Raw genomic sequence first — 24,762 nt, 5'->3', positions numbered from 1 at the left:
GCGGGGGGAGGGATTGTTGTGCGGCGTGGCTTGGGCCCCGGGTGCGCTGCGCTTACCCGGGCTACATGGATGGGGCTTGGGCCCCGGGTGCGCTTCGCTTACCCGGGCTACGTGGATTGGGCTTGGGCCCCGGGTGCGCTTCGCTTACCCGGGCTACGTGGATGAGGTAGCCCGGGTAAGCAACGCGCACCCGGGGCACGTCACCCTGTCAGCGCGGGGCGATGTACCCGCCGCGCACGCCCGAGGGCGACAGCACCAGCTGCCACAGCTGCGTATGCCGGCTGCGGAAGCTGGCCATCGAGGCCGACAGGTAGAAGCGCCACATGCGCTGGAAGCGCTCGTCGTACCGGGCCGGCAGTTGCGGCCAGGCGCGCTCGACGTTGTCGAGCCAGGCCTGCAGGGTCAGCTCGTAGTCGGCGCCGAAGTTGTGCCAGTCCTCCATCACGAACAGGCCTTCGCAGCTGGTCGCGATCTGCGCGGCCGAGGGCAGCATCGAGTTGGGGAAGATGTAGCGCGCGATCCAGGGGTCGGTGACACGCACCGAGACGTTGGTGCCGATCGTGTGCAGCAGGAACAGGCCGTCCTCGGCGAGCGAACGCCGTGCCACCTCGAAGTAGGTGCGGTAATTCTTGACGCCGACGTGCTCGAACATGCCGAGCGAGAAAATCGCATCGAAACGCTCGTCGCCCTCGCCTGCCCCGACTTCGCGGTAATCCTGCAGCCGGAACTCGATCGGCAGTCCCGCGCACAGGTCGCGCGCGAACGCAGCCTGCTCCTTCGATACGGTGATGCCGACGCCGCTGACGCCGTAGCGCTCGGCCGCGAACTTCAACGCCTCGCCCCAACCGCAGCCGATATCGAGCACGCGCATGCCGGGCTTGAGGCCAAGCTTGCGGCAGACCAGGTCGAGCTTGGCCTCCTGTGCCGCGTCGAGGTCGTGCAGGCGTGCACCGTCGCGGTCGCGCCAGTAGCCGCAGCTGTAGACCATGCGCTTGCCGAGCATGGCGCGATACAGGTCGTTACCCAGGTCGTAGTGGCGCTCGCCGACGACGAAGCTGCGGCGCCGGCTCTGCAGGTTGGTCAGGTAGGCCTTCACCCCATCGGCCCACGCCTTCCAGCCGCGGACGCGGCGGTCGAGATCGGCGCTGATGACCTTGAACAGGAAGCCGTCCAGCGACGCCGCCCGCCACCAGCCATCCATGTACGACTCACCCAGACCCAGCGAACCCTCCGCCAGGACACGGGCGAAGAAGCGCTCGTCCTCAATCTGGACGTCCCAGGGACGACTGCCGCCGACGCGGACGTCGGCCAACGACAGCAACTGCTCTACCCGACTGCGCAATGCGGACATGGCGACCTCGGTGCTCGGCGCGATTTGACCGGCTGGCCCTCCTCGGGCCCTGCCCGCGCGTCTGGCGGGCAAGCCGATCCTAGCGCGATGCCGCTCAAGGCGGCATCAACCCTTTTGAGCGCGAGGCCGCCAAGGCGGCATCAGCCCTTCTGAGCGCGATGCCGCCAAGGCGGCATCACCCCCCGGTGAACAGCGACCGGTACTCGGGGCTCACGAACGGGATCAGCACGTCGGCGGGCACTTCCACCGTCTGCGTGCCGTCGGAATAGGGGCCAACCTGGTACGGCGCGAACACGAAGCGCAGGCCACCCAGCTTTCCGTCCGGCGCGGCCATCGGCTCGAACAGCGCGAAGTCGGTCGGCGCCGGCTCGGTGCCGTCGTCGATCATGCGCGAAGCGTTCTTGACGATCTCGGCGCGCTCTTCGGCCGGCAGGTCATCGGCGTCGACACGCTGCGACAGCGCCGAATGCAGCTGCTCGCGCACATACCCCGATATCGCCGCCCAGCCCTTGTCGTCGCGCACCAGCTCGCGCGCGGTCAGCATGCGTTGCTGCTGCGGCAGCCAGACGAAGCGGGCCACCAGGGGCGCGCCATGGGCGCCGCCGGTGTAGCTGCTGCCATCGGCAGCCACCGCCACCACGCTGGGGGTGTTCATCAGCTCGGTGAAGCTGAGCGAGAGGTCGTAGGGGGCGCTGGTCGCGCCGCCGGGCTGGCCGCGGGTCTTGGCCGCCTCGATGAGATCCGCGCGGGCGGCGTCGGCGTACTTCTTCAGCTCGGCCGCCAGCGCCGGATGCTGGCTGGCCGGCACCTGGTAGCTGATGCCGATGATGTAGTCGGGCGTCGACTCGGCAACGTCCTTGAGTTCGACCGCGGGTGCGGCCGCATCCGGTGCCGGCGCCACGGGAGCACCCGGGGTGGCAGTGGTTGCCGGCGCTGCCGGCTCGCCCTCGCGCTTGCAACCGGCCAGCACGGCCAGGCTCAGCAACGACAGCATGAACAATCGCTTCATGGGCAATCCCTTGTCGATGGGCATCAGGTTAGCCGCGGCGGCGTGATGCCCGTATGCAGGGGAACAACGTTTTCGGATGGCGCCTTCCCCACTTCGCGGCACGCATCGCTACAGCTGGCGTTGAACTACCACTGCGTGCGTTGCGGCAGCAGCCCCTGCAACTCGGCGTCGGTGAGGTTGCGCCACTGGCCGGGCTTGAGGTGACCGAGCTTGACGTTGCCGATGCGCACGCGCAGCAGCTGCTTCACGCGGAAGCCGAAGTGCGCCGCCATCAGGCGGATCTGGCGGTTGAGGCCCTGCACGAGCACGATGCGGAAACCGAACTTGCCCAGCTTGCCGGTCTTGCACGGCAGCGTGGTCTGGCCGTGCACGGGCACGCCACGCGCCATCGCGCGCAGGAACTCGTCGGTCACGGCGTGGTTGACCACCACCAGGTATTCCTTCTCCAGCTTGTTCTCGGCGCGCAGGATCTCGTTGACGATGTCGCCGTTGCTGGTCATCAGGATCAGCCCTTCGGAGTCCTTGTCGAGCCGGCCGATCGGGAAGATGCGGTCCTGGTGACCGACGAAGTCGACGATGTTGTGCTTGACCCCGGCCTCGGTGGTGCTGGTCACGCCGACCGGCTTGTTGAGGGCGATGTAGACGTGCTGGCGTTTGCCCTTGGCGACCTGGCGGACCTTCAGCGGCTGACCGTCGACCAGCACCTGGTCGCCCTCGCCGACCTCGGCGCCGATTCGGGCGCGCGTACCGTTGACGGTGACCCGCCCCTCGGCAATGAGGTTGTCGGCTTCGCGACGCGAGCAGAAGCCGGTGTCGCTGATGTGCTTGTTCAGGCGCATGCGGGCGGGCGCCAGGGGCGCGGCAGTCGGGGGATGGGCGCGCATGCTGTCATACATGGGCCCGGGGGGACAGCTTCAGGCGCCCCCGCGCTCCGGGGATGGCCGGGCGCGGCGGTGGCGGTCAGGCCAGCAGCTGGTTGTATTCGGGATGGCGTTCGACCCACGCGGCGGCATAGGAGCACTGCGGGTGGACGTGCCAGCCCTGCGCCTTGGCGAACTCGAAGGCTTCACGGACCAGCTCGCCGGCGATGCCGCGGCCACCGATAGCCTCGGGGACGCCGGTGTGGGTGATCACCATCTTGTTGCCTTCGCGGTAGTACTCCAGCCGGGCGTCGACGCCATCGACGGTCGTCATGAACGCGCCGATCACCGGGTCGTGCTGGATCTGGTGCTGGGTCATGTGGGCCTCTGATGTGGAATGCGGGCGCACCCGTCAGGTGCGCCCGACAAGAAGCTACGGTAGCTCAACGGCTGTCGCGCTTGCCCTGGTTGTGGCGATCCTGGGTGCCGATGCTGCCCTGGATCGCTTCCATCCGGCTCTCGGCCGCATGCAGCTCTCCGGCCTTGGCAGCCGCACTGTCGGACTGGAACCCCGGCTTGGGCACGTGCTCGTGGGCGGGATCGAACTGATGCCACGGTTGCGGCTGGTGGTCGCGCTCGTGCTTGAGGGCCAGCAGCTCCTGGGTGTTGGCCAGGGCCTGTTCGGGCGTGATGCGTGGCTTGCGCTGGGCGCGCTTGCGGGGGACAGGCACGGTGGCCGGGGTCGGTGCCGCGCGTGCCGTGCGGACCGGGGCCTTCCTGGCCGGCGCCTTCTTCGCAGCGACCTTGCGGGCAGTCACTTGGGTCGCGCTGGTCTTGCGGACGGTCTTCTTCGCGACCTTCTTCGCGGCCTTCTTCGCCACGGTCTTCTTTGCGACCTTGCGGGTCGCGACCTTCTTCGTTGCGGTCTTCTTCGCCACGGCCTTGCGTGCTGTTGTCTTCGCAGCGGCCTTCCGAGCCGTCTTGGCGACAACCTTTTTGGCGGCCTTCTTCACGGCCTTCTTTGCTGTTTTCGAGGCCGCCTTTTTCGCCGGGGCCTTGCGAGCGGTGGTCTTGCCGGCTTTCCTGATCGCCATGCCTGGCACTCCTGGGCATCGTCTGGGAGTTTTTTGGATATCACGCGCGGCATTCATGCCGGGTGAGCGGGACGCCTTGGCGGGCGCCGCATTACGTCATCCGTTCAGCCCCCGCCGCGACCAGTAATGACCGACTGCGTCACATTTTCCCGCCGCCCCTACCCCGATCAAAGCTGAGACGGCTGGCACGGAATCTGCGTGATCCAGAACAGGAAAGACAGTGCGGAGAACACCCATGACCGTGCACCACCTGACTCTTGGCCACGTCAGCGACGACGCCCTGATGACGCGCATGTTCGACCTGGTCCAGAGCGGCAAGGAAAGCTCCATCGAGTCGTCGCAGATCGATGCCGAGATCTACGCCCGCCTGCTCGAGACCTACGGCGCGGACGACGCGGCGACGTCCGACCGCCACGCAGCCTGATCATTCGATTCCGGCCGGGCCACCGCTCCGGTCGATACAGCTCGGGTAGCTGGGGGGCGCCCTGAGCGCGGTGGGCCTGCGTCATGCAGGCCCGCCGCAGTCCCTCCGGCTTGCCACTGGCGACGTCCGCCGCGACTCAGCGGAACGACGGGCTCATCAGCCGTTCCAGGAAAATCGTTCCCACCCGCGGCTCCATCAACAGCATGAACAACACGCCATAGATCGCACCGGACAGGTGCGCGCTATGGTTAATGTTGTCGCCGCCGCGCCGGTCCATCCAGAACGAATAGGCGACATAGCCGACCGCGTAGAGGATCGCCGGCATCGGCAGCACGAACACGATGATCATCGACCACGGCTTGATCAGGACGAAGGCGAACAGCACCGCCGACACCGCGCCGGACGCGCCGAGGCTGCGGTAAGTCGGATCGTGGCGATGGCGCAGGTAGGTCGGCAGGATCGCGATGACTATCGCCGACAGATAGAACAGCAGGAAGCCGAACGGTCCGATCAACTGCCCGATCACGTTCTCGATCACGCGGCCGAAGAAGTACAGCGTGATCATGTTGAACAGCAGGTGCGACCAGTCGGCATGAATGAAGCCATGCGTCAGCAACCGGTCGTACTGGTGATTGCGGTCGATCGCCGGCGGCCACAGGATCAGGCGGTTCAGCAGCGGCGGTCGCTCGAAGGCCAGCCACGAGACCAGCACGGTCACGGCGATGAGGATGAAGGTCAGCATCCGTTGGTGCTCCTGGCGGCGATGTCGGCGGTGGTCGGCGTCATGCGCTGCGGTAGTTGTCCTGCATCGGGTAGGTGCGCGCGTACAGCGCGAACGCCGCCGCTGCAACGAAGGCGAAGCCGGCGAAGAAGAACATCAGGAAGGCGTTCTCGCTCAGGCCGGTGCTGGCGATGTGCGACATCACCGCTTCGTTGCGCACGCCGGCGTTGGTCAGCAGCACCCACAGACTGCCGAAGGTGCTGGCGAGGTACCAGAACGCCATGATCACGCCCTTCATCGCCTGCGGCGCCTGGCTGTAGGCGAACTCCAGCGCGGTCGCAGAGACCAGTACTTCGCCGAAGGTCAGCAGCGCGTACGGCAGCATCTGCCAGGTCAGCGTCACCGGGTGGCCGCCGTCGAGGTAGAGCTGGATCAGGCCGGCGCCAATCCAGGCCAGGCCAGAGAACGCGATGCCCCAGCCCATGCGCTTGAGCGCGGTCACCTCGAAACCCAGGTGGCGCAGCAACGGGTACAGCACCAGGTTGTTGAACGGGATCAGCAGCATCACCAGCGCCGGGTTCAGCGCCTGCATCTGCGCGGCGTCCTTGACCAGCCAGCTCGGCCACCACCACTGGTCGTGCGGCATCGCCATCTCGTTGCCCTGCAGCACCCAGGTCGAGGCCTTCTGGTCGAACAGCGACCAGAACGGCGTGGTCAGCGCGAACACGATCAGGATCCGCAGCACCGCGCGCACGCCGTCGACAGCCTGGTCGGGGTGCTTGCCGCGGGCGCGGTCGAGCTGCATGGAGGTACCGATGCCGCCGAACGCGATGATCAGGCCAAGCGCCATGCAGGCGCAGATGACGAAGCCGAGTTTGGGGATCTGCATCAGCGCAGCCATGGCGAGCACGCCGCCGATGGCCGCCACCGTCAGCCCGGGCCGTCCCTGCCCCGGCGCGTGCGCGAGCAGCGCGGTGCGGGCGACATGCAGGAACGAATCCGGATCCGACGCACTCGGCGGCACGTTGACGTACTGCTTGCGACCGAGCCAGAAGATCAGCGTGGCGATCAGCATCAGCACGCCGGGAATGCCGAACGCCACCGCCGGGCCGTAGTGACGCAGGAAGAACGGCATCAGCAGCGAGGCGAAGAACGAACCGAAGTTGATGATCCAGTAGAACGAATCGAAGACGATCTTGGCCAGGTGCTTGTTGCTCTGGTCGAACTGGTCGCCGACGAAGGACACCACCAGCGGCTTGATGCCGCCTGACCCCAGTGCGATCAGGAACAAGCCGGTATAGAAGCCGGTGCGGTTGTCCTCGAAGATGGCCAGGCAGGCATGGCCGGCGCAGTAGACCAGCGAGAACCACAGCACGGTCTGGTACTTGCCGAAGAAGCGGTCGGCCAGCCAGCCACCCAGCAGCGGGAAGAAGTACACGCCGATGACGAAGCTGTGGAAGACGTCCTTGGCAAGGCCGGCGCGTTCGGCCTCCGGTGCGTACAGCAGCAGCGTGCTGACCAGGAACGGCGTCAGGATGTTGCGCATCCCGTAGAAACTGAACCGCTCGCAGCCTTCGTTGCCGATGATGTAGGGAATCTGACGGGGCATCCTGCCCTGGGAATCCGTCTTTTGTTCGACAGTGGCGGCGCTTGCGGTGGTCGTCATCTACGGCGGTCCTGCGGGTGCGTTCGGGGGTTCGATGCGGCACGCCGCAGCCGGCAGGGCCGGATGCGGCGGATGGGCAAGCCTACCCGATCGACGACCGCCGGCGCTCAGGCCCAGTCGGTCAGGCCTTCGCGTTCGTACAGGGTCTTGAAGGACGGACGCGCCTTCAGCGCCCGCGCCAGTGCCGCCAGGTGCGGCCAGTCGTGGCCGGGGCGCGGCATGTTGCGGGTCCAGCGCATCAGCATGGCGAGGTAGAAGTCGGCCGCACTCAGGCGCTCGCCGAGCAGGTACGGGCCGTTTGCCGCCAGGTGCGCATCCAGTCGATCCCAGGCCGCTTCGACGCGGCGGCGCGTGCCTTCGCGGATGTCGTCGGCGTGGGCTTCATCGATATCGCCCGGGTACCACCACAGGCGCATCGGCGACTGCACGGTGTTGGCCAGGTTCAACATCCACTGCAGGTACGGACCGCGCAACGGGCTATCGGCAGCAGGCGCCAGGCCGGATTCGGCATGGCGGTCGGCCACATGCAGCACGAGCGCCGCCGCTTCGTAGAGCGGCTTGCCGTCGGCGACCAGGGTCGGCACGAGGCCATTGGGATTGAGCGCGAGGTAATCGTCCGACTTGTGCTGCTTCGCCTGCGTGTCGACCAGGCGCAGCTCGTGCGGCACGCCGAGCTCGATCAGCAGCCAATGGACGACCAGGCTCGCCGCGCCGGGCGAGTAATAGAGGCTGTACATGTTTGGATCCCCGGGAAGGCAATTCGGTCTGCGGCCAATGATCGCATGCACCCGTCATCCCGGCGAAAGCCGGGACCCATTTTGACTTGAGCTTTGTTCGGCGCAGCGCAGAGCAACATCAAGATGGGTCCCGGCTTTCGCCGGGATGACGGGATGGCTGCTGACACCCGATGTCAGCAGCGTGACCCCGAGCGGCAAAGCATCGGCCTGCACTCGGATACCATGCGCCGACATTTTCGTGAGACTTCCGCGCATGACCCGTTCGCCGATCGCCGTCGCAACCCTCGTCGCACTGCTCACCGCCCTCCCCGCCACCGCTCCCGCCTCGTCCGCGCCCGCTTCCTCCGGGTTGGTCACCGTGTCCGAGCGCAGCGGCTTCGTGAAGACCGGCCGCTACGACGAAGTGATCGCCCTGTGCGACCGGTTCGCGAAGCAGTATCCCGATGCGGTGCGCTGCAACGACTTCGGCACCACGCCCGAAGGCCGGCCGATGAAGGTGCTGGTGGTGTCGAAGGCCGGCGCGTTCACGCCGGAAGCGGCAAAGGCCAAGGGCCTGCCGGTCATGTTGATCCAGGGCGGCATCCATGCCGGCGAGATCGACGGCAAGGATGCCGGCTTCCTCGCCCTGCGCCAGGCCCTCGACGGCGAAGCCGCCCCCGGCGCGCTCGACAAGCAGGTGCTGCTGTTCGTGCCGGTGTTCAACGTCGACGGCCACGAGCGCTTCGCACGCTGGAACCGCCCCAACCAACGCGGTCCGGAGGAAATGGGCTGGCGCACCACGGCGCAGAACTACAACCTCAACCGCGACTACGTGAAGGCCGACACGCCCGAGATGCAGGCGATGCTGCGCATGGTCGACGCCTGGGACCCGCTCGCCTATGTCGATCTGCACGTCACCGACGGCGCCAAGTTCGAGCACGACGTCTCGATCCAGGTCGAGCCGGTCCACAGCGGCGATGAAGCACTGCGCGCCGCCGGCACCGCGCTGCGCGACGGCGTGATCGAGCGCCTGGCGGCGGAAGGCTCGCTGCCGCTGTCGTTCTACCCCTCGTTTGTGAAGAACGACGAACCCGACTCGGGCTTCGAGGACGGCGTCCCCACGCCGCGTTTCTCGCATGGCTATTTCCAGCTGCGCAATCGCCTGGGCATGCTGGTCGAGACGCACTCCTGGCGCGACTACCCGCATCGCGTCAAGGTCACGCGCAACATCATCGTCGCCCTGCTCGACCTGGTCGCCCGCAACGGCGCGCAGTGGCGGCAGCAGACCGCCGCCGCCGACCAGCGCGCGGCCGCGCTCGGCGGCAAGCCGGTCGCGCTCGACTACAAGGCCACCGACAAGAGTCGCATCATCGATTTCCGCGGCTATGCCTACACGCGTACGCCGTCGGACATCTCCGGTGCGCTGATGACGCATTACGACGAGAGCAAGCCGCAGGTCTGGAAGCTGCCGATCCGCGACGAGATCGTGCCCGACCATGTCGTCACCGCGCCCAGGGGCGGTTACCTGGTGCCCTCGGCGCACGCGGCCTGGGTGGCCGCCAAGCTCGACCAGCACGGCATCCGTTACCTGCGCATGGCGGCCGCGCAGGCGCACGCCAAGGTCGAAGTCTTCCGCGCCGACAAGGCAAGCTTCGGTGCGCAATCGGTCGAGGGGCACCAGCGCCTGACCCTCGCCGGCCAGTGGAATGCCGAAACGCAGGACGTCGCGGCCGGCGCGCTGTTCGTGCCGATCGCGCAGCCCGAGGCGCGGCTGGTCATGGCCTTGCTGGAACCCCAGGCGCCGGATGCGCTGGTGGCCTGGGGCGAGTTCAACAACAACTTCGAGCGCAAGGAGTACATGGAGGACTACGTCGCCGAAGAAGTGGCGCGCGAGATGCTGAAGGATCCCAAGGTGAAGGCCGCCTTCGAGCAGCGCCTGAAGGAGGACGCGGCGTTTGCCGCCGATCCGCAGGCACGCCTGGAATTCTTCGCCCGCCGCCACTCGTCGTGGGATGCGCGTTACCGGATGTATCCGGTGCTGCGTACCGAGGGCACGCCACGCTGACGGCGCCACAACATCCGGGCAGCTAGGCTGCGCGCATCCCAGACAAGCCCCTGCCCGGAGAGCTGCCCATGTTCGAGTCGAAGCCATCGTTTTCGTTGATCCTGCCCGGCCTGCTCGGCATCGCGGTGGCGATGTCGCTGTCGGCCTGCCAGCCGGGCAGCGATTCCGGAACGGCCTCGACCCGACCGACACCGCCGCTCACCCACGGCGCCCACGCGATCAACGGCACTGCCGCCTATCGCGAGCGGATCATGATGCCGCCGGGCTCCTCCCTGCGCGTGCAACTCATCGACAACCAGCTCGCCGACACGCCATCGGCGGTACTGTCGGAGATGACGTTCAAGGACCTGTCCGGTCCGCCGTATGCCTTCAGCCTGCCCTATGACCCGGTCAAGCTGCGCAGCGGTGGCCAGTACGGGTTGCACGCATCGTTGCTGGGTCCCGATGGCAAGCTGTGGTTCGTCACCGACACGCGCACAGCCGTGGATCCGGCCGCCAATGCGCCGGTCGAACTGCAACTGGTACGGGTGGCGCCGTCTGCGCCCGTTGCCGAAGCCGCAAGTAAAACCAGCTATTGGCAATGCGGCGAGCTTCGCCTCGGCGCCGACTTCAGCCAGGCGGAGAAGGCGGTGCTGTCGTACTCCGGCCGCGAGCTGGCGATACCCCTGGCGGTGTCCGCGTCGGGCGCGCGCTATGCCGACGACAAGGGCAACGAGTTCTGGACCAAGGGCGGCAGTGGCACGCTCACCCTGGCCGGTGAAGACAAGCGCGAGTGCAGCCAGGCCGACGGGCCGTCACCGTGGGAAGCGGCCAAGGCGCGCGATGTCGGATTTCGCGCAGCGGGCAACGAGCCGGGCTGGTGGGTCGAGGTGGGCATGGGCGAAGCGCCGACGCTGCGCGCCGAACTCGATTACGGCGCGCGCAAGATCGACGTCGCCAACGCGCAGCCGCTCAAGGGCGCGATGGGGTTCAGCGGCAAGACCAGCCACGGCACCCAGGTCGAGCTGAAGATCGAACGCAAGCCGTGCACGGACGACATGAATGGAATCTCGTTCGAGGCCAGTGCCCAGCTCAGTGCCGGCGGCAAGATCTACAAGGGCTGCGGCGCCTTCCTGCGGGATTGATGCCTAGGCCATGTACTTCCAGTTGCGCGACTTGCCTTCAGCCACCCATTCCACGGTCTGCTCCAGGCGCCGCTGACGGGTGTCCTCGCGCTTGGCTTCGGTGATCCACTCGATGTAGTCGCGCCGGTAGCTGGGCGGGAATGCCTCGAAGTGGGCGCGGGCCTTCGCGTTCTTCTTCAAGGCAGCAGCGAGGTCGTCGGGGACCTCCAGCGGTGGTCGTGCGGTCGCTGCCTTGGCGACAGGACGCTTGCTACCGCTGTCGATCAGCGCCATCGCCTGCTTGATGAAGCCGGTGAGCTCACGCTTGCCCGGCAGGTCGGCCAGGCGGGTGATGCGGCCGAACTGGCCCATGCCCTGCTCGCTGCGCGGCGCGCCTTCGATCTTCTCGCCCTGCCAGAAGCCGAAACCGACATGCTGCTTGAACGCGGCCATGCCGCACAGGATCTTGCCGCGATACGTGAAGCTCGGCATACCCCATTTCAGCGTCTCCTCGACCTCGGGGCAGCCGGCATACACGACCGCCCGCAGATGCGTCAGCAGCGGTCGGGCGAACGCCTCTGACCGTGCAATATAGGCGTCGATACGCGGATCGTTGGCAGGCATCGTCGGTTCCGGAGCGGGCGCGTCCTATTGTGCACATGCTTCCACGTTGGAACAGCTGAGGGGCGAAAGAATCACAGGCAACAAAAGGGGACTGCCATGACCCTGCGCGACCGACGTACACCCGCCACCGACATCCACGTGCGAAAGCGGCGCATGGGCCTGACCGCACCGCAGGCGCAGGTGCTGGACGACTGCGAGCGCCATGGCTGGAAGCTCGCCTTCATCCGCGAGCCGCTGGAGCACCCGATGCCGGTGCTGTTCGCCACCGCCCGCGACTTCGTCGTGGTGCGCGAGGACGGGAGCATCGACCGCGACCCGACCATCGAACTGCGCCACTGAAGGTCAATCCTGCAGTTGCCAGCGCGCGATGATCCGGTACGGCTGCCCGGACTGGCTGTCCATGAGGACGAAGTCGTGCACGGGCCAGGGCAACGGTTCGATCGGCGTGACTGCGATGTGGCGGCGCACGTTGCGCTGGATGGTCACGTGCGGGCTGAAGGCGGCGGACGGCCTGGTCGGCACGCCGTGACGATCCAGCGCATCGCCCAGTGACGACCACAAGGCCTGCAATCCGGCGGGACTCGCGTGCGTGCCCAGCCACCAGACATTGCTGCCGCGAAAGCTCCCGGCGCAATCGAGCACGAGCTCGAACGGCGGCAAGCGCACCTCTGCGGCCGCCGCACAGGCGCCGGCGACCAGCGTTTGCGGAAACGGATCGAAATCGCCCAGGAACTGCAATGTCAGGTGATGACGCGCGGCATCGAGGCGACGCCCGCCCGGCACGAGTTCGCGCTCCAGCCGTGCCGCCGTCTCGCTGATCGAGTTGCGCAGCGCATCGGCGGGCCACAGCGCGAAGAACAGCCGATGGAACACGGCGATCGCGCGTGCCTCAGCGCGCTGACGACTGCGCGAACTTGGAGGGCTTGCCCCACCAAGTGAGGTCCTTGGGCCACCCGCGATCGGCGATTTGCCCGGGTTCCATGCGTCACCTCCAGCGGGTCGTGGCGCAATTAACCCATCGGCCAACGGCCGCTGCAAGTGCGCTCAGTGGGGGCTCGGCGGCCTGACCCGGTACGCCAGGCTGATCCGCGGACCCACCGGTTCGCGCGTCTTGGCGATGCCGTGCAGGTAATGCAGCTGCGAGGCGTGGCTCATCACCAGCAGGCTGCCTGGCTCCAGGTCGATGTGAACGCTGCGCGCGGGCGGCACCTTGGCGCGAATGGCCATGCGCCGCGGTGCGCCGAGGGACAGCAATGCGATCGGCTCACCGGGCGCCAGGCCGTGCAGCTTGTCGTTGTGCGGGGCGACGCTGTCGTTGCCGTCGCGGTAGTAGTTCAAACCCACCGAATTGAACGGCGCCGACAGATGCGCGCGAAGGCGCTCGGCGGCTTCGGCGAGGGGTGCGGGGAGCACGCTGTCTTCGAGCACGCTGTCATCCAGCCGGTAGCCGGCGACCAGCCGCGGCACGTCGACGATCCGGTCGTACATCGGGCGCTGCTGTGCCTGCCATTCGACGCTTTCACGCAGGATGGCGAACCAGCGGTCGGCCAGATCGTCGTCGATGAACTGCGGCCAGTAGCGCACGCCGCCCTCTGCATCGTTGATCAGCGTGCGGGGGCCGGAGGCGAAAAGTTCGGGCTGGGCGGAGGCGCGAGGCATCCGGATGACTGTGGTACCGGGGCGTCTCAGTGGGTGAGACGTGGTTGGAGGAGGGGAAGGTCAAGGTGGGTCCCGGCGTTCGCCGGGACGACGGGAGGGTCAGGCGTCCAGCTCGCTCCAGCGCGCGTAGGCCGCATCCAGGTCCAGCTGCGTCTGCGCGAGCAATGCGTTGTGCGCGTTGATCGCGGCCGCGTCGCGCTGGAAGAACGCCGGCTCGTTCATCTGCGAGGTCAGTTCGGCCAGCTTCGTTTCCAGTGTCTCGATCCGCACCGGCAACTGCTCCAGCTCGCGCGCTTCCTTGTAGCTGAGCTTGCGCTTGGGCGCCGCCGGTGGGGCCGGCGCGGCCACCGGCGTTGCCGGGGCCAGGGTCGGCTTGCCCGGCGCGCTGACCGAGGGCTCAGGGCGTTGCCGCAGCCAGTCGGTATAGCCGCCGATGTACTCGCCGACGCGCCCCTCGCCTTCCATCACCAGGGTCGAGGTCACGACGTTGTCGAGGAAGTCGCGGTCGTGGCTGACGAGCAGCAGCGTGCCGGGGTAATCGCCGAGCATTTCCTCGAGCAGTTCCAGCGTCTCGACGTCGAGATCGTTGGTCGGTTCGTCCATCACCAGCAGGTTGGACGGCTGCGCGAACAGCTTGGCCAGCAGCAGGCGGTTGCGCTCGCCACCGGACAGGCGCGTGATCGGCGCGCGCGCACGCTCGGGCGTGAAAAGGAAATCCTGCAGGTAGCCGATGACGTGCTTGGACTTGCCGCCGACTTCGACGAACTCGCGGCCTTCTGCGACGTTCTCCAGTGCGTTCCAGTCTTCGCGCAGGGTCGCGCGGTACTGGTCGAAATAGGCCACCTGGATGTTGCTGCCGAGCTGGATCTCGCCGGCGTCGGGCTTGAGCTCGCCCAGCAGGAGCTTGATCAGCGTGGTCTTGCCGCTGCCGTTGGGGCCGATCAGGCCGATGCGGTCGCCGCGGAAGATGGTGGTCGACAGATCGGTGATGAGCTGGCGCTCGCCGTGGCCGAAGCTCACGCCCTTGGCCTCGACGACCTTGCGGCCGGAGGCTTCGCCCTGCGCCAGCGCCATCTTGACGTTGCCGGTCAGGTCGCGGCGCTGTGAACGCTCCACGCGCATCGCCTTGAGCCTGCGCACGCGGCCTTCGTCGCGGGTGCGGCGGGCCTTGATGCCCTGCCGGATCCAGACTTCTTCCTGCGCCAGCATCTTGTCGAAGCGGGCATTCTCCTGCGCCTCGGCATTGAGCCGCTCTTCCCTGCGCCTTTCGTAATTGGCCCAGTCGCCGGGCCAGCTGGTGACCTGGCCGCGGTCGATTTCGACGATGCGGGTGGCCAGCGAGCGCAGGAAGCGACGGTCGTGGGTGACGAACAGCAGCGCCCCCTGCCAGCCCTTGAGGAAGTTCTCGAGCCAGTCGATGGCCTCGATGTCGAGGTGGTTGGTCGGCTCGTCCAGCAGCAGGAGGTCCGGGGCCGACACCAGCGCACGCGCCAGCAGCACGCGGCGCTTGAGACCGCCGGACAGGCTCGAGAACAGCGCGTCGCCATCCAGGCCCAGGCGATCCAGGGTCTCGGTCACGCGCTGGTCGAGCGACCATCCGTTGGCGTCCTCGATCTTGGCCTGCACCTTGGCCAGGGCATCGGTGTCGACGTGGTCGGCATGAATGATGTGGTGGTACCTGGCAAGCCACTTGCCCAGGTCGCCCAGGCCGCCGGCGACCACGTCCCAGACGTCGCCGCCGGCGTCGCTGGGCACTTCCTGCTCCAGCCGCGCCACGCGCACGCCGCCTTCGCGGCGGACTTCGCCGCCGTCGGGGTGGATCTCTCCGGCCAGCAGGCGCATCAGGGTGGATTTGCCGGCGCCATTGCGCCCGATCAGGGCGATTCGCTCACCGGCATCGATGGTCAGGGCTACATTTTCCAGCAGCAGCGGGCCGCCGACGCTGTAGTCGACGTTTTGCAGGGTCATCAGGGGCATCCGGCCATTCTACTTGGCACCGGCCCTCGCAGGCATGCCGTCGCAGTGCCAAGCGCGTTGCCGCCGGCGCATACTTGGCGCCAGGCCGCAGCACGGTGCCGTGGCCACCTGACAAGGGGAAAACCATGAGCAAGGGCATGGATCGCAAGAAAGAAACGAAGAAGAAGCCGGAGAAGACGATGAAGGAAAAGCGCGCCGCGAAGAGCGAGAAGAAGGCCGGCAAGGCCTGATCGCGGCGGTCGCGGCGATCTCGACGCTCGAGCCGGCAAGCACGGCACGTGGCAAGGGGCGACTGGAACCAGCCGCCCCGCCACACGCGACGGGATGAGCGCACGCCGATGAACTCCCCGCTGCATGCCCTGGCCGCTCCCGCCACCGCGCGGATACGACGCTGGGTCCTGCGCGCCTTTCCACGCGGCCAGAGCGGCATCGATTACGACCAGCCGCCCGGCGATCCGGGCCTGTTCGGTGCCGGCAGCGTCACCTGGCGCATCCACGCCGATTTCCCCGGCATGCTCGCCGGCGGCCTGTGCGCGCTGATGCTGCAAACGCTGCATCCGCAGGCGCTGGCCGGGGTCTGGGACCACTCGCAATTTCGTACCGACCTGCTCGGGCGGCTGCGCCGCACCACCAACTTCGTCGCCGGCACGACCTACGCCGGCCGCGCCGAAGCTGAACGCCTGATCGCGCACGTCGACAGCATCCACGCCAGGGTGCAGGGCATCACCGCCGATGGTCGCCCGTACCACGCGCGGGATCCGCGACTGCTGACATGGGTGCATGTCACCGAAAGTTACGGCTTCCTCGAAGGGTTCCGACGCTACGCGCCGATGGCGCTGCCCGCCGGCTTCGCCGACCGCTACTTCGATGAATCACGCCGCGTCGCGCAGGCACTGGGCGCACGCGACGTGCCCGGCTCGGAGGCGCAGGTGGCCGACTACTTCGCCAGCGTGCAGGACCAGTTGCGCTACGACGAGCGCTCACGCGAGGTGCTGGCGGTGCTGGCACGGATCGCATTGCCGGTGCCGGCCGCCGCCTTGTCGCGGAATCTGTTCCTGGGTGCCGGCAGCGCCCTGCTGCCGCCGTGGGCGGCGGAGCGACTGCGCCTGTCGCGTTCGCAGCGGCTGCAGGCCGCCGTCGCGGCGCAGGCATTGCGCCGCATCTCGCCGTTGTTCCGCCTGGCGCTCAGCGATGGCGTCGCCCCGCGCGCGTGCCGGCGCGTGGGTGTACCGGAGTCGGTGCTCGACGCGTGGCCGGGCTGACTTCGTTCAGGGCGTACCGGAACTGCGCAGCAACACGATCTTCTTGGCCGTGGTCAGCCGATCGCGCAGGCGCAGCGACGCGTCGATCTCGTCACCGGCCTTGAGGCTGGTCACCGCAACCGGCTTGCCATCTAGGGTGACGACCGTGGTCTGGTCGTCGTAGGCGATGAGGTTGGGGATCAGCGTCTGCGCCTGGTCGATGTGCAGCGTGCGCGTGTCGGTCTTGATCTGCCCGACGGTGCCATGCAGATAGCGTTCCGGCCCCTGTTCCACGTTGGTGTCGGCCAACACCGTCACCTTGCTGGCGCGCAGGCGGTCGTCGCCACTGCGCGAGGTTTTGATCAGCAGGCGCTCGCCCAGCTTGAGCCCGGTGAGCGCGGTGGCCTTGCCGTCGCGGCTGGCCGTGGTGCTGGCATCGAGGTAGACGTTGGTGGGGCTGCCCTGCCCCAGTTCGCTGCCGGTCTGCGCATCGTCCGCGAGCGACAGCCGCTTGCCGTGCGGGTCCAGCTCCACGAGCGTGCCGACGACGTGGTCGGCATTCTTTGGCGGCGGCGCCATGGCGGCGGCGACGGAGCAGAGCAACACCAGGCCCGATGACAAAATGACGCGTCGAATACGCATGGCCAGCACCTCCACCGGATGTCGGCGTCATCTTCCGCGTCGGCGGTGTAGGCGGCGTGTGCAGGCGCCGCTCACGAACTGCACGACAGCATGGAACAACCGGCGCGCTCGCGGGCCCAGTCAGGTCGACGGGCGGCGAATGCTTCGCGACCGGGCTGGTCGTCATAGGGGCGCCGCATGACGTCGAGCAGCTCGGAAACCCCGGCCATGTCGCCTTCCGCTGCGCGATCGATGGCCTGCTGCGCCAGATAATTGCGAAGCACGTAGCGCGGATTGGCCGCGTTCATCTGCTCGCGCCGCGCCTGCGGCGACATCGCCTGGTCGCGCAGCCGTGCCGCGTAGCGGGCAAGCCATTCGCGCAATGCCGGTTCGGCCGCTTCGCGACGGGCGTCATCGTAGAAGGCGTCGCGTACCGGGGCGAGGTCGAGCGTTTCCACATCGAGCGATGCCAGGCCACGGAAGAACAGCGTCATGTCGATCTCCGCCTCCGTCATCAGGTCCTGCAGCGCCTGCATCAGGCCGACGTCCTCGTCGCTGCACTCGGCCAGGCCGAGCTTGCGCGCGACATTGTCGCGGTCGGCGGCGGTGTAGACCTCGACGAAGCGGCGCAGGCCGTCCTGCAACGGCTCGACACCGTCGAACAGCAGCGACAGCGAGCCGGCTAGGCGCCCCAGGTTCCAGTAGGCCACCTGCGGCTGTTGGCCAAATCGATAGCGCCGGTGGTGGCGGTCGGTGGTGTTGGGCGTCCAGCCCGGGTCGAAGTTGTCGACCCAGCCGTACGGGCCGTAGTCGATGGTGAGGCCGAGGATCGACATGTTGTCGGTGTTCATCACGCCATGGACGAAGCCGACCCGCATCCAGTGCGCAACCATCACCGCGGTGCGCTCGCACACCTGCGCGAACCATTGCGCGTACAGCGCCTGGCCCTGGCCGCGCAGCTCCGGGAAGTCACGACGGATGCAGAAATTGACCAGCTGCCGCAGCAGCTCGACGTCATTGCGCGACGCCGGCAGCTCGAAGTTGCCAAAGCGGATGAACGATGGCGCCACGCGGCAGACGATCGCACCCGGCTCCAGCTCGGGATGGCCGTCGTAGAACATGTCGCGCTCGACCCACTCGCCGGTGCCAACCAGGCTCAGCGCGCGCGTGGTCGGCACGCCGAGGTGATGCATCGCCTCGCTGCACAGGAATTCACGGATCGAGGAGCGCAGCACCGCGCGGCCATCGGCGCTGCGCGAGTAAGGCGTCGGGCCGGCGCCCTTGAGCTGCAGCTCCCAGCGTTCGCCGGCGGCATTGATGATCTCGCCAAGGCTGATCGCGCGACCGTCGCCCAGCTGCCCGGCCCAGTTGCCGAACTGGTGGCCGCCGTAATTGGCCGCGAACGGCTCCATTCCGGCGATCAGCGCGTTGCCGGCGAACACCTGGGCGAACTGCGGCGAGGCGACCTCGGCCTCGCTGAAGCCCAGGCGCCGGGCCATCTCGGCCGAATGCGCCAGCAACCGCGGCGCCGCCACCGGCGAAGGGGCCACGCGCGAATAAAGGGCGCCGTGGACCTGTCGCACACCCGGGCCATCGTCCGGATCGCCAGGCAGGTCGCGGACGAAAGCGTTGTCAAATTCAAGATTCAGCATGTCAATCCGGCAGTTCACCGCGTCAATGTGGGCCTTCATAGCTGGCCAGGCCAGTGCTCGCAGGCCTTATGTGCGGGCCTCGCGGCGTTTTTCCAGCGTCCGGCAGCGGCCCGGCAAGGCGCCGTACACGGGCAAATCAACCTCCATGCCCTACACTGGCGCCCCGCACAACGAGATCGCCCATGGCAAAGCCCAATTACTCCTTCGAAAAGCGCCAGCGCGAAATCGCCAAGAAAAAGAAGCAGGACGAGAAGCAGGCCAAGAAGCAGCAGGCCCGCGATACCGCCAATCCGCCTGCCAACCCCGGCCCGTCGGAAAGCGAATCGGGCAGCAAGTCCTGACCTGAATGTATGCTGCGGTGAGAGGCCACGTTTACACCGGGGATCCACCGCAATGACCACCCGTCGCTCCCAGGCGCGCCGCCCTCTGGCGTTCGCGCTGTTGCCCGCCCTGCTGGCGATCGCCGCTGCTGCGCCCGCGCCGGCGCAGGTGGCAGCGCCGCAATGGACCGTGGTGCAGGCCGGTCACCTGCTCGACCGACCGGGCAAGCCGGCCCGTGGAGCCAGCACGCTGCTGCTGCGCGACGGCCGTATCGAAGCCGTCCGCGATGGCCATGTCGACGCATCGGCGTTCACCGGCGTGTCATCGACGGCCACGGTGATCGATCTGCGCGACCGCTATGTCCTGCCCGGCCTGATCGACAGCCACGTCCACCTGACCTCCGACAAGGCCGGCATCGAAGGCCAGCTGGAGGGCGTGTCGAAGGGCGTGGCCGACCACGCCTACGAGGCCGCGGTGAACGCGCGCAAGACGCTAGCCGCCGGCTTCACCACCGTGCGCAACCTCGGTGACGAGGACGGCGTCACGCTGGCGCTGCGCGACGCGATTGCCGCCGGCAAGCTGCCCGGGCCGCGGATCATCGATGCCGGCAATGCGATCTCCACCACCGCCGGCCACATGGACCCGACGCTGGGGTTCCGCGACGAACTGCACGACGCCATCGACGTCCACGGCAACACCTGCGACGGCGTCGAAGACTGCCGCCGCGCCGTGCGCCGGCAGGTCGGGCGCGGCGTCGACGTGATCAAGATCGCCACCACCGGCGGCGTCAACAGCCGGATAGGCGCAGGCCTGGGCCAGCAGATGTTCGACGACGAAGCGCGCGCGATCGTGGAAACCGCGCACCTGTACCACAAGAAGGTCGCCGTGCATGCGCACGGTGCCGACGGTATCGCGGTGGCGCTGCGCGCCGGCGCCGACTCGATCGAGCACGGCACGCTGCTCGACGACGCCGACATCGCGCTGTTCCGCAAGACCGGGGCGTACTACGTGCCGACGCTGTCGACCGTCAACGGCTACAAGGAGCGCCTGGCGAAGAACCCGGAGGCCTACACCGGCGAGGTCCGCAGCAAGATCGAATGGCGCATCGGCATCACCGGCAAGGCGCTCGAGCAGGCGGTGCCGGCCGGCGTGAAGATCGCCTTCGGCACCGATGCGGGCGTGAGCCTGCACGGCCGCAACGCCGACGAGTTCGAGTTGATGGTCGCCCACGGCATGACCCCGGCCACCGCCATCCAGGCAGCCACCGTCAACGCCGCCGACCTGCTCGGCCTGGCGGACCAGGTCGGCAGCCTCGAGCCCGGCAAGCGTGCAGATCTCATCGCGGTAGCGGGCGACCCGCTCAGCGATGTGACGGTGCTGAAGCAGGTCCAATTCGTGATGAAGGACGGCCGCGTGGAGAAGGACGTGCTCGGCTTGCAGGCCGCTGCAGCAGCGGGTTCGACAGCGCGCTGAACGGCTACACCCGGCCGACACACCGCAGTCCGGTACACTGTGCGGTCTTCCGACCGGCGTTCGCCGGCGCTGCCGAGCCCTCCCCCATGAGCGCCGAAACGCCCAATACCCCCTCCACGGACCCGTCCGCGGACACTCCGTCCATCAAATTCGCCGACCTTGGCCTGCCAGAGCCGCTGATGCGCGCCCTGGCCGATGTCGGCTATGAATCGCCCTCGCCGATCCAGGCCGCCACCATCCCGCCGCTGCTGGAAGGTCGCGACGTGCTGGGCCAGGCCCAGACCGGCACCGGCAAGACCGCCGCGTTCGCGCTGCCGGTGCTGGCCCGCATCGACCCCAACCAGCGCGCACCGCAGACGCTGGTACTGGCACCGACGCGTGAGCTGGCCATCCAGGTCGCCGAGGCGTTCCAGAAGTACGCCCACCACCTGCCCGGCTTCCAGGTCCTGCCGATCTACGGCGGCCAGAGTTACTACCCGCAGTTGCAGGCGCTCAAGCGTGGCGTGCAGGTCATCGTCGGCACGCCCGGCCGCGTCATCGACCATCTCGAGCGCGGCTCGCTGGACCTGTCGCAGCTGCGCTGCCTGGTCCTGGACGAAGCCGATGAAATGCTGCGCATGGGCTTCATCGACGACGTCGAGGCGGTGCTGAAGAAGACCCCGGAGACGCGCCAGGTCGCGCTGTTCTCGGCGACGATGCCGACGCCGATCAAGCGCATCGCCCAGACCTACCTGAAGGACCCGGTCGAGATCGCGATCAAGTCGAAGACCTCGACTGCGGCGAACATCCGCCAGCGCTACTGGGCGGTCAGCGGCGTGCACAAGCTCGATGCCATCACCCGCATCCTCGAAGCCGAGCCCTTCGACGCGATGATCGTGTTCGCCCGCACCAAGCTGGCGACCGAGGAGCTGGCCGACAAGCTCGCCGCGCGCGGCATTGCCGCCGCCGCCATCAATGGCGACGTGGTCCAGGCGCAGCGCGAGAAGACCATCCAGAACCTCAAGGACGGCAAGATCGACGTGCTGGTCGCCACCGACGTGGCCGCGCGCGGCCTCGACGTGGAACGCATCAGCCACGTGCTGAACTACGACATCCCGTACGACACCGAAAGCTACGTGCACCGCATCGGCCGCACCGGTCGTGCCGGACGCAAGGGCGAGGCGATCCTGTTCGTCACCCCGCGCGAGCGCGGCATGCTGCGCGCGATCGAGCGCGCCACGCGCCAGCCGATCGAGCAGATGCAGCTGCCGACCGTGGAAACGGTCAACGAACAGCGCGTCAACCGCTTCCTCGGCCGCATCACCACGGCGCTGGAATCGTCGGACGTGAGCCAGTTCCGCGACCTGGTCGAGCGCTACGAGCGCGAGCAGAACGTGCCGGCGGTGGAAATCGCTGCTGCCCTTGCCAAGCTGGTGCAGGGCGACATGCCGTTGCTGCTGGACGTCACCGCCGAGCGCCTGCGTCCGCATGCGCCGAGTTTCGACCGCCCCGAGCGCGGTGCGCGCGAGCAATCGCCGCGCGATCGCTACGAGCGTGGCCCGCGTGACGGCCAGCGCGATCCGCGCCGCGAGCGTGATGCTGCGCCGAGGCCGCCGCGCGAGTTCACACCACGCGAGCCGCAGCAGCGCGACGACCGCCCGCGCCATGCCGATCGCCAGTTCACCCCGCCGGCCGCCGGCGAGCGTTCGTTCGAGCGCCCGTCGGTCAATGCCGCCGAGTCGATGTTCGCCGACGAAGGTCCGGCACAGCATCGCCACGAGCCGCGCGAGCCGCGTGAACCGCGCGGCGAGCGCGCGCCCGAAGTCGGCATGGAAACGTTCCGCATCGAGGTCGGCCACACCCATGGCGTCAAGCCGGGCAACATCGTCGGCGCCATCGCCAACGAGGCCGAGCTGGAGAGCCGCTTCATCGGCCGCATCGACATCCGCGACGATTTCAGCCTGATTGATTTGCCCGAAGGCATGCCGCGCGAAGTCATGGACCACCTCAAGCGCGTGCGCGTCGCCGGCCAGCAGTTGCGCATCAGTCGCGCCGATGAGGACGCCGGCCACGGTCACGGCCAGCGCCCGCATGGCCGTTACGGCGATGCACCGCGCAGCTTCGACGACGATCGCCGTCCGCCGCCGCGCGGCCCGCGACCGCCGCACGGTGGCCACAAGCCGCATGGCAGCGGCCCGCGCAAGCCGTTCAAGCCGCGCTGATCCACACGAGCCACCACCTCCACCGCGGTAGCCGATGCACCTGATCCTGTTCAGCGCGCTGTGCAGCGTGCTCGTCGCGGTGGTCCTCAAGCTTGCGCCACGTTTCCGTCTGGACGTGGCGCAGCTGGTGACCTGGAACTACCTCGCTGCCACCGCCTTGTGCGCGTGGCTGCTGAAGCCGTCGCTGGCCGGCCTGTCGCACCCTGACGCACCGTGGGCCGCACTGCTCGGCCTGGCGGTGGTGCTGCCGTCGCTGTTCCTGGTGCTCGCCGCCTCGGTGCGCACCGCCGGCATCGTCCGCACCGACGTGGCGCAGCGCCTTTCGTTGCTGCTGTCGCTGCTCGCGGCCTTCACGTTGTTCGGCGAAACCGCGGATGCCACGCGCATGGTCGGGCTCGCACTGGGCCTGGTCGCGGTGGTCGGCATCGTGGCTAGGCCGCGGCAGGACGCCACCATCGCGGCGCCGGGCGGAACCGGCATGGGACTGCTGCTGGTGGTCTGGGTCGGCTTCGCCGTGGTCGACGTGATGCTCAAGCGCATCGCGCTGGCCGGTACGCCTTCTCTGGCGGCGCTGCAGGTGGCGTTCGCGATCGCCTTCGTGCTGATGCTGGGCTGGCAGGCGGTTCGCCACTGGCGCGGGCAGGTGAAGCTGGACCTGCGGAACTTCGGTGCCGGTCTGCTGCTGGGCCTGCTGAACTTCGGCAACATCGTCTTCTACGTGCGCGCGCACCAGGCCTTTCCGGACAACCCGTCGGTGGTGTTCGCGGCGATGAACATCGGCGTGGTGGTGCTGGGCACGCTGGTCGGCGTGTTCGCCTTCGGCGAGAAGACCAGCCTGTGGAACCGCGCCGCGATTGTGCTGGCCGTCGTCGCCATTGCGGTGATCGCTTTCGCACCGCGCGCATAGCGCTACCGGCGAGGGCACGGGATTTGGCATAGTCGGGCTGTCGACCCGCCCTGCCCGCGCCATGCCCCGCCTGCTCGTCTTCCAGCACGTCGCCGCCGAGCCGCTCGGCACCCTGGACCCGCTGATCCGTCGGCGCGGGCACCGCATCCGTTTCGCCAACTTCGAGCGCCAGCCCGACTTCCAGCCCAACGTCGACCGTTACCGCGGCCTGATCGTGCTGGGCGGGCCGATGAACGTCGAAGACCAGGCGCAGCGCCCGCACCTGCGCACCGAACTGATGGCGATCGAGCGCATGCTCGAGCAGGGCAAGCCGGTGCTGGGCATCTGCCTGGGCGCGCAGTTGCTGGCGCACGTACTGGGCGCGCCGGTGCGGCGCCACCATCAGCCGGAGATCGGCTGGTACCCGCTGCAGACCACCGCGGCCGGCCGCGCCGATCCGGTGTTGTCGCCGTTGGGTGAGACGGCACCGGTGTTCCAGTGGCACCGCTACAGTTTCGAAGTGCCACGCGAGGCCGAGCATCTGGCGCGCACTGACGGCTGCGAGCAGCAGGCATTTCGCTATGGCGACAACGCCTATGGTTTCCAGTTCCATCTGGAGATGGACGAGCGGCTGATCGAACGCTGGCTGGCCAATCCGGCGTACCGCGAGGAGTTGGCGGAGCTGGCAGGCCTGGATCCGGCGCAGGCGAGCGAGGAGACGATCCGGCAGAAGACGCGCGAGCACATCGCGGCGATGCAGGGCCAGGCCCACGATGTGTTCAACCGTTTCCTCGACCTGGTCGGCACGCCGCAGCGCAGGATCACCCTGCCCTCGCGCGAGTGGACCTGACACCGTCATCCCGGCGAACGCCGGGACCCAGGCCCGCATCCCATCCGTATTGTCACCGTCATCACGGCGCAGGCCGGGATCCAAGCCTATAACTCGTCATCCCGGCGAAAGCCGGGACCCATTTTGACTTTGCCTTGCACTTGTCTTCGGAGCGGCGTCGTCCGCAGGGGCGGGGAGTGCTCCGTCCCGCGGACGACATCCTGTCTTTACGCGGGACGCGGGACATCCATGTCCCGCTGCTCCGCACT

Annotated in this window: 24 protein-coding genes; 10 read left to right on the top strand and 14 right to left on the bottom strand. The window is 67.9% G+C overall.

Annotated features, from left to right (window positions below; all coding sequences use genetic code 11):
* Positions 1-208 precede the first annotated feature (208 nt).
* From cfa to ACFOPO_RS17020, 5 genes are all read right to left on the bottom strand, one after another.
* On the bottom strand, positions 209-1,351 hold the full coding sequence (cfa, locus tag ACFOPO_RS17040; RefSeq protein ID WP_386704786.1) for a cyclopropane fatty acyl phospholipid synthase: 1,143 nt from the start codon (positions 1,349-1,351) through the stop codon (positions 209-211).
* A 175-nt stretch (positions 1,352-1,526) separates the two neighbouring features.
* A complete protein-coding gene (locus ACFOPO_RS17035; RefSeq protein WP_386704785.1) occupies positions 1,527-2,360 on the bottom strand; it encodes a DUF3298 domain-containing protein in 834 nt (277 codons plus the stop codon).
* A gap of 125 nt (positions 2,361-2,485) precedes the next feature.
* Positions 2,486-3,244: a pseudouridine synthase gene (locus tag ACFOPO_RS17030; protein ID WP_386704784.1), complete on the bottom strand. Its 759-nt coding sequence runs from the start codon at positions 3,242-3,244 to the stop codon at positions 2,486-2,488.
* Between the two features lie 76 nt (positions 3,245-3,320).
* Positions 3,321-3,599, bottom strand: a complete 279-nt coding sequence (locus tag ACFOPO_RS17025; RefSeq protein ID WP_386704782.1) for a GNAT family N-acetyltransferase — start codon at positions 3,597-3,599, stop codon at positions 3,321-3,323.
* 64 nt (positions 3,600-3,663) lie between these two features.
* Positions 3,664-4,314 carry a hypothetical protein gene (locus tag ACFOPO_RS17020; protein WP_386704781.1) on the bottom strand — a complete coding sequence of 217 codons (651 nt, stop codon included), beginning with the start codon at positions 4,312-4,314 and terminating at the stop codon, positions 3,664-3,666.
* Positions 4,315-4,549: 235 nt separating this feature from the next.
* On the opposite strand from ACFOPO_RS17020, the gene ACFOPO_RS17015 reads away from it, so the two are divergent.
* Positions 4,550-4,738: a hypothetical protein gene (locus ACFOPO_RS17015; RefSeq protein WP_386704780.1), complete on the top strand. Its 189-nt coding sequence runs from the start codon at positions 4,550-4,552 to the stop codon at positions 4,736-4,738.
* A gap of 136 nt (positions 4,739-4,874) precedes the next feature.
* Here ACFOPO_RS17015 and ACFOPO_RS17010 read toward each other — a convergent pair whose 3' ends face one another.
* The 3 genes from ACFOPO_RS17010 to ACFOPO_RS17000 form a co-directional block, all read right to left on the bottom strand.
* Complete coding sequence (locus ACFOPO_RS17010; RefSeq protein ID WP_386704779.1) at positions 4,875-5,480, bottom strand: rhomboid family intramembrane serine protease; 606 nt, start codon at positions 5,478-5,480, stop codon at positions 4,875-4,877.
* A gap of 40 nt (positions 5,481-5,520) precedes the next feature.
* On the bottom strand, positions 5,521-7,125 hold the full coding sequence (locus ACFOPO_RS17005) for an oligopeptide:H+ symporter (protein WP_386704778.1): 1,605 nt from the start codon (positions 7,123-7,125) through the stop codon (positions 5,521-5,523).
* 107 nt (positions 7,126-7,232) lie between these two features.
* On the bottom strand, positions 7,233-7,862 hold the full coding sequence (locus ACFOPO_RS17000; RefSeq protein WP_386704777.1) for a glutathione S-transferase family protein: 630 nt from the start codon (positions 7,860-7,862) through the stop codon (positions 7,233-7,235).
* Between the two features lie 253 nt (positions 7,863-8,115).
* On the opposite strand from ACFOPO_RS17000, the gene ACFOPO_RS16995 reads away from it, so the two are divergent.
* Both ACFOPO_RS16995 and ACFOPO_RS16990 read left to right on the top strand, forming a co-directional pair.
* A complete protein-coding gene (locus tag ACFOPO_RS16995; RefSeq protein ID WP_386704775.1) occupies positions 8,116-9,906 on the top strand; it encodes a M14 family metallopeptidase in 1,791 nt (596 codons plus the stop codon).
* Positions 9,907-9,974: 68 nt separating this feature from the next.
* Positions 9,975-11,030 (top strand): YbaY family lipoprotein, encoded by a 1,056-nt coding sequence (locus ACFOPO_RS16990; protein ID WP_386704774.1) that lies wholly within the window; start codon positions 9,975-9,977, stop codon positions 11,028-11,030.
* 3 nt (positions 11,031-11,033) lie between these two features.
* Here the strand turns inward: ACFOPO_RS16990 and ACFOPO_RS16985 are convergent, their stop codons facing one another.
* Positions 11,034-11,633: a YdeI family protein gene (locus ACFOPO_RS16985; protein ID WP_386704772.1), complete on the bottom strand. Its 600-nt coding sequence runs from the start codon at positions 11,631-11,633 to the stop codon at positions 11,034-11,036.
* A 96-nt stretch (positions 11,634-11,729) separates the two neighbouring features.
* On the opposite strand from ACFOPO_RS16985, the gene ACFOPO_RS16980 reads away from it, so the two are divergent.
* Positions 11,730-11,972: a hypothetical protein gene (locus tag ACFOPO_RS16980; RefSeq protein ID WP_386704770.1), complete on the top strand. Its 243-nt coding sequence runs from the start codon at positions 11,730-11,732 to the stop codon at positions 11,970-11,972.
* 3 nt (positions 11,973-11,975) lie between these two features.
* Here ACFOPO_RS16980 and thpR read toward each other — a convergent pair whose 3' ends face one another.
* From thpR to ACFOPO_RS16965, 3 genes are all read right to left on the bottom strand, one after another.
* Positions 11,976-12,506, bottom strand: a complete 531-nt coding sequence (gene thpR, locus ACFOPO_RS16975) for an RNA 2',3'-cyclic phosphodiesterase (RefSeq protein WP_386704769.1) — start codon at positions 12,504-12,506, stop codon at positions 11,976-11,978.
* Positions 12,507-12,677: 171 nt separating this feature from the next.
* A complete protein-coding gene (locus ACFOPO_RS16970; RefSeq protein WP_386704768.1) occupies positions 12,678-13,292 on the bottom strand; it encodes an alpha-ketoglutarate-dependent dioxygenase AlkB family protein in 615 nt (204 codons plus the stop codon).
* A 99-nt stretch (positions 13,293-13,391) separates the two neighbouring features.
* Entirely contained in the window at positions 13,392-15,269 is a 1,878-nt protein-coding gene (locus ACFOPO_RS16965) for an ATP-binding cassette domain-containing protein (protein ID WP_386704766.1), read from the bottom strand.
* A gap of 338 nt (positions 15,270-15,607) precedes the next feature.
* On the opposite strand from ACFOPO_RS16965, the gene ACFOPO_RS16960 reads away from it, so the two are divergent.
* Positions 15,608-16,531, top strand: a complete 924-nt coding sequence (locus tag ACFOPO_RS16960; RefSeq protein ID WP_386704765.1) for an oxygenase MpaB family protein — start codon at positions 15,608-15,610, stop codon at positions 16,529-16,531.
* Between the two features lie 6 nt (positions 16,532-16,537).
* Here ACFOPO_RS16960 and ACFOPO_RS16955 read toward each other — a convergent pair whose 3' ends face one another.
* A complete protein-coding gene (locus ACFOPO_RS16955) occupies positions 16,538-17,152 on the bottom strand; it encodes a hypothetical protein (protein ID WP_386704763.1) in 615 nt (204 codons plus the stop codon).
* 71 nt (positions 17,153-17,223) lie between these two features.
* Entirely contained in the window at positions 17,224-18,783 is a 1,560-nt protein-coding gene (locus ACFOPO_RS16950; protein WP_386704761.1) for a YdiU family protein, read from the bottom strand.
* A gap of 182 nt (positions 18,784-18,965) precedes the next feature.
* On the opposite strand from ACFOPO_RS16950, the gene ACFOPO_RS16945 reads away from it, so the two are divergent.
* From ACFOPO_RS16945 to ACFOPO_RS16925, 5 genes are all read left to right on the top strand, one after another.
* Positions 18,966-19,124, top strand: coding sequence for a hypothetical protein (locus ACFOPO_RS16945; RefSeq protein ID WP_386704760.1), 159 nt, complete (start codon positions 18,966-18,968; stop codon positions 19,122-19,124).
* A 52-nt stretch (positions 19,125-19,176) separates the two neighbouring features.
* Positions 19,177-20,577, top strand: coding sequence for an amidohydrolase family protein (locus ACFOPO_RS16940; RefSeq protein ID WP_386704759.1), 1,401 nt, complete (start codon positions 19,177-19,179; stop codon positions 20,575-20,577).
* A gap of 179 nt (positions 20,578-20,756) precedes the next feature.
* The gene (locus tag ACFOPO_RS16935; protein WP_386704757.1) at positions 20,757-22,778 is read left to right on the top strand and encodes a DEAD/DEAH box helicase; all 2,022 of its coding nucleotides are present in this window, start codon (positions 20,757-20,759) and stop codon (positions 22,776-22,778) included.
* A 34-nt stretch (positions 22,779-22,812) separates the two neighbouring features.
* Positions 22,813-23,685: an EamA family transporter gene (locus ACFOPO_RS16930; protein ID WP_386704756.1), complete on the top strand. Its 873-nt coding sequence runs from the start codon at positions 22,813-22,815 to the stop codon at positions 23,683-23,685.
* A gap of 61 nt (positions 23,686-23,746) precedes the next feature.
* Positions 23,747-24,514: a type 1 glutamine amidotransferase gene (locus tag ACFOPO_RS16925; protein ID WP_386704755.1), complete on the top strand. Its 768-nt coding sequence runs from the start codon at positions 23,747-23,749 to the stop codon at positions 24,512-24,514.
* Positions 24,515-24,762: the final 248 nt, after the last annotated feature.

Origin of the sequence: Lysobacter sp. GCM10012299 (genome assembly GCF_042649405.1) — a bacterium.
GTDB lineage: Bacteria > Pseudomonadota > Gammaproteobacteria > Xanthomonadales > Xanthomonadaceae > Lysobacter_J.
The sequence above is the reverse complement of the archived record's forward strand: the minus strand, read 5'-3'. Positions and strand labels throughout refer to the sequence as shown.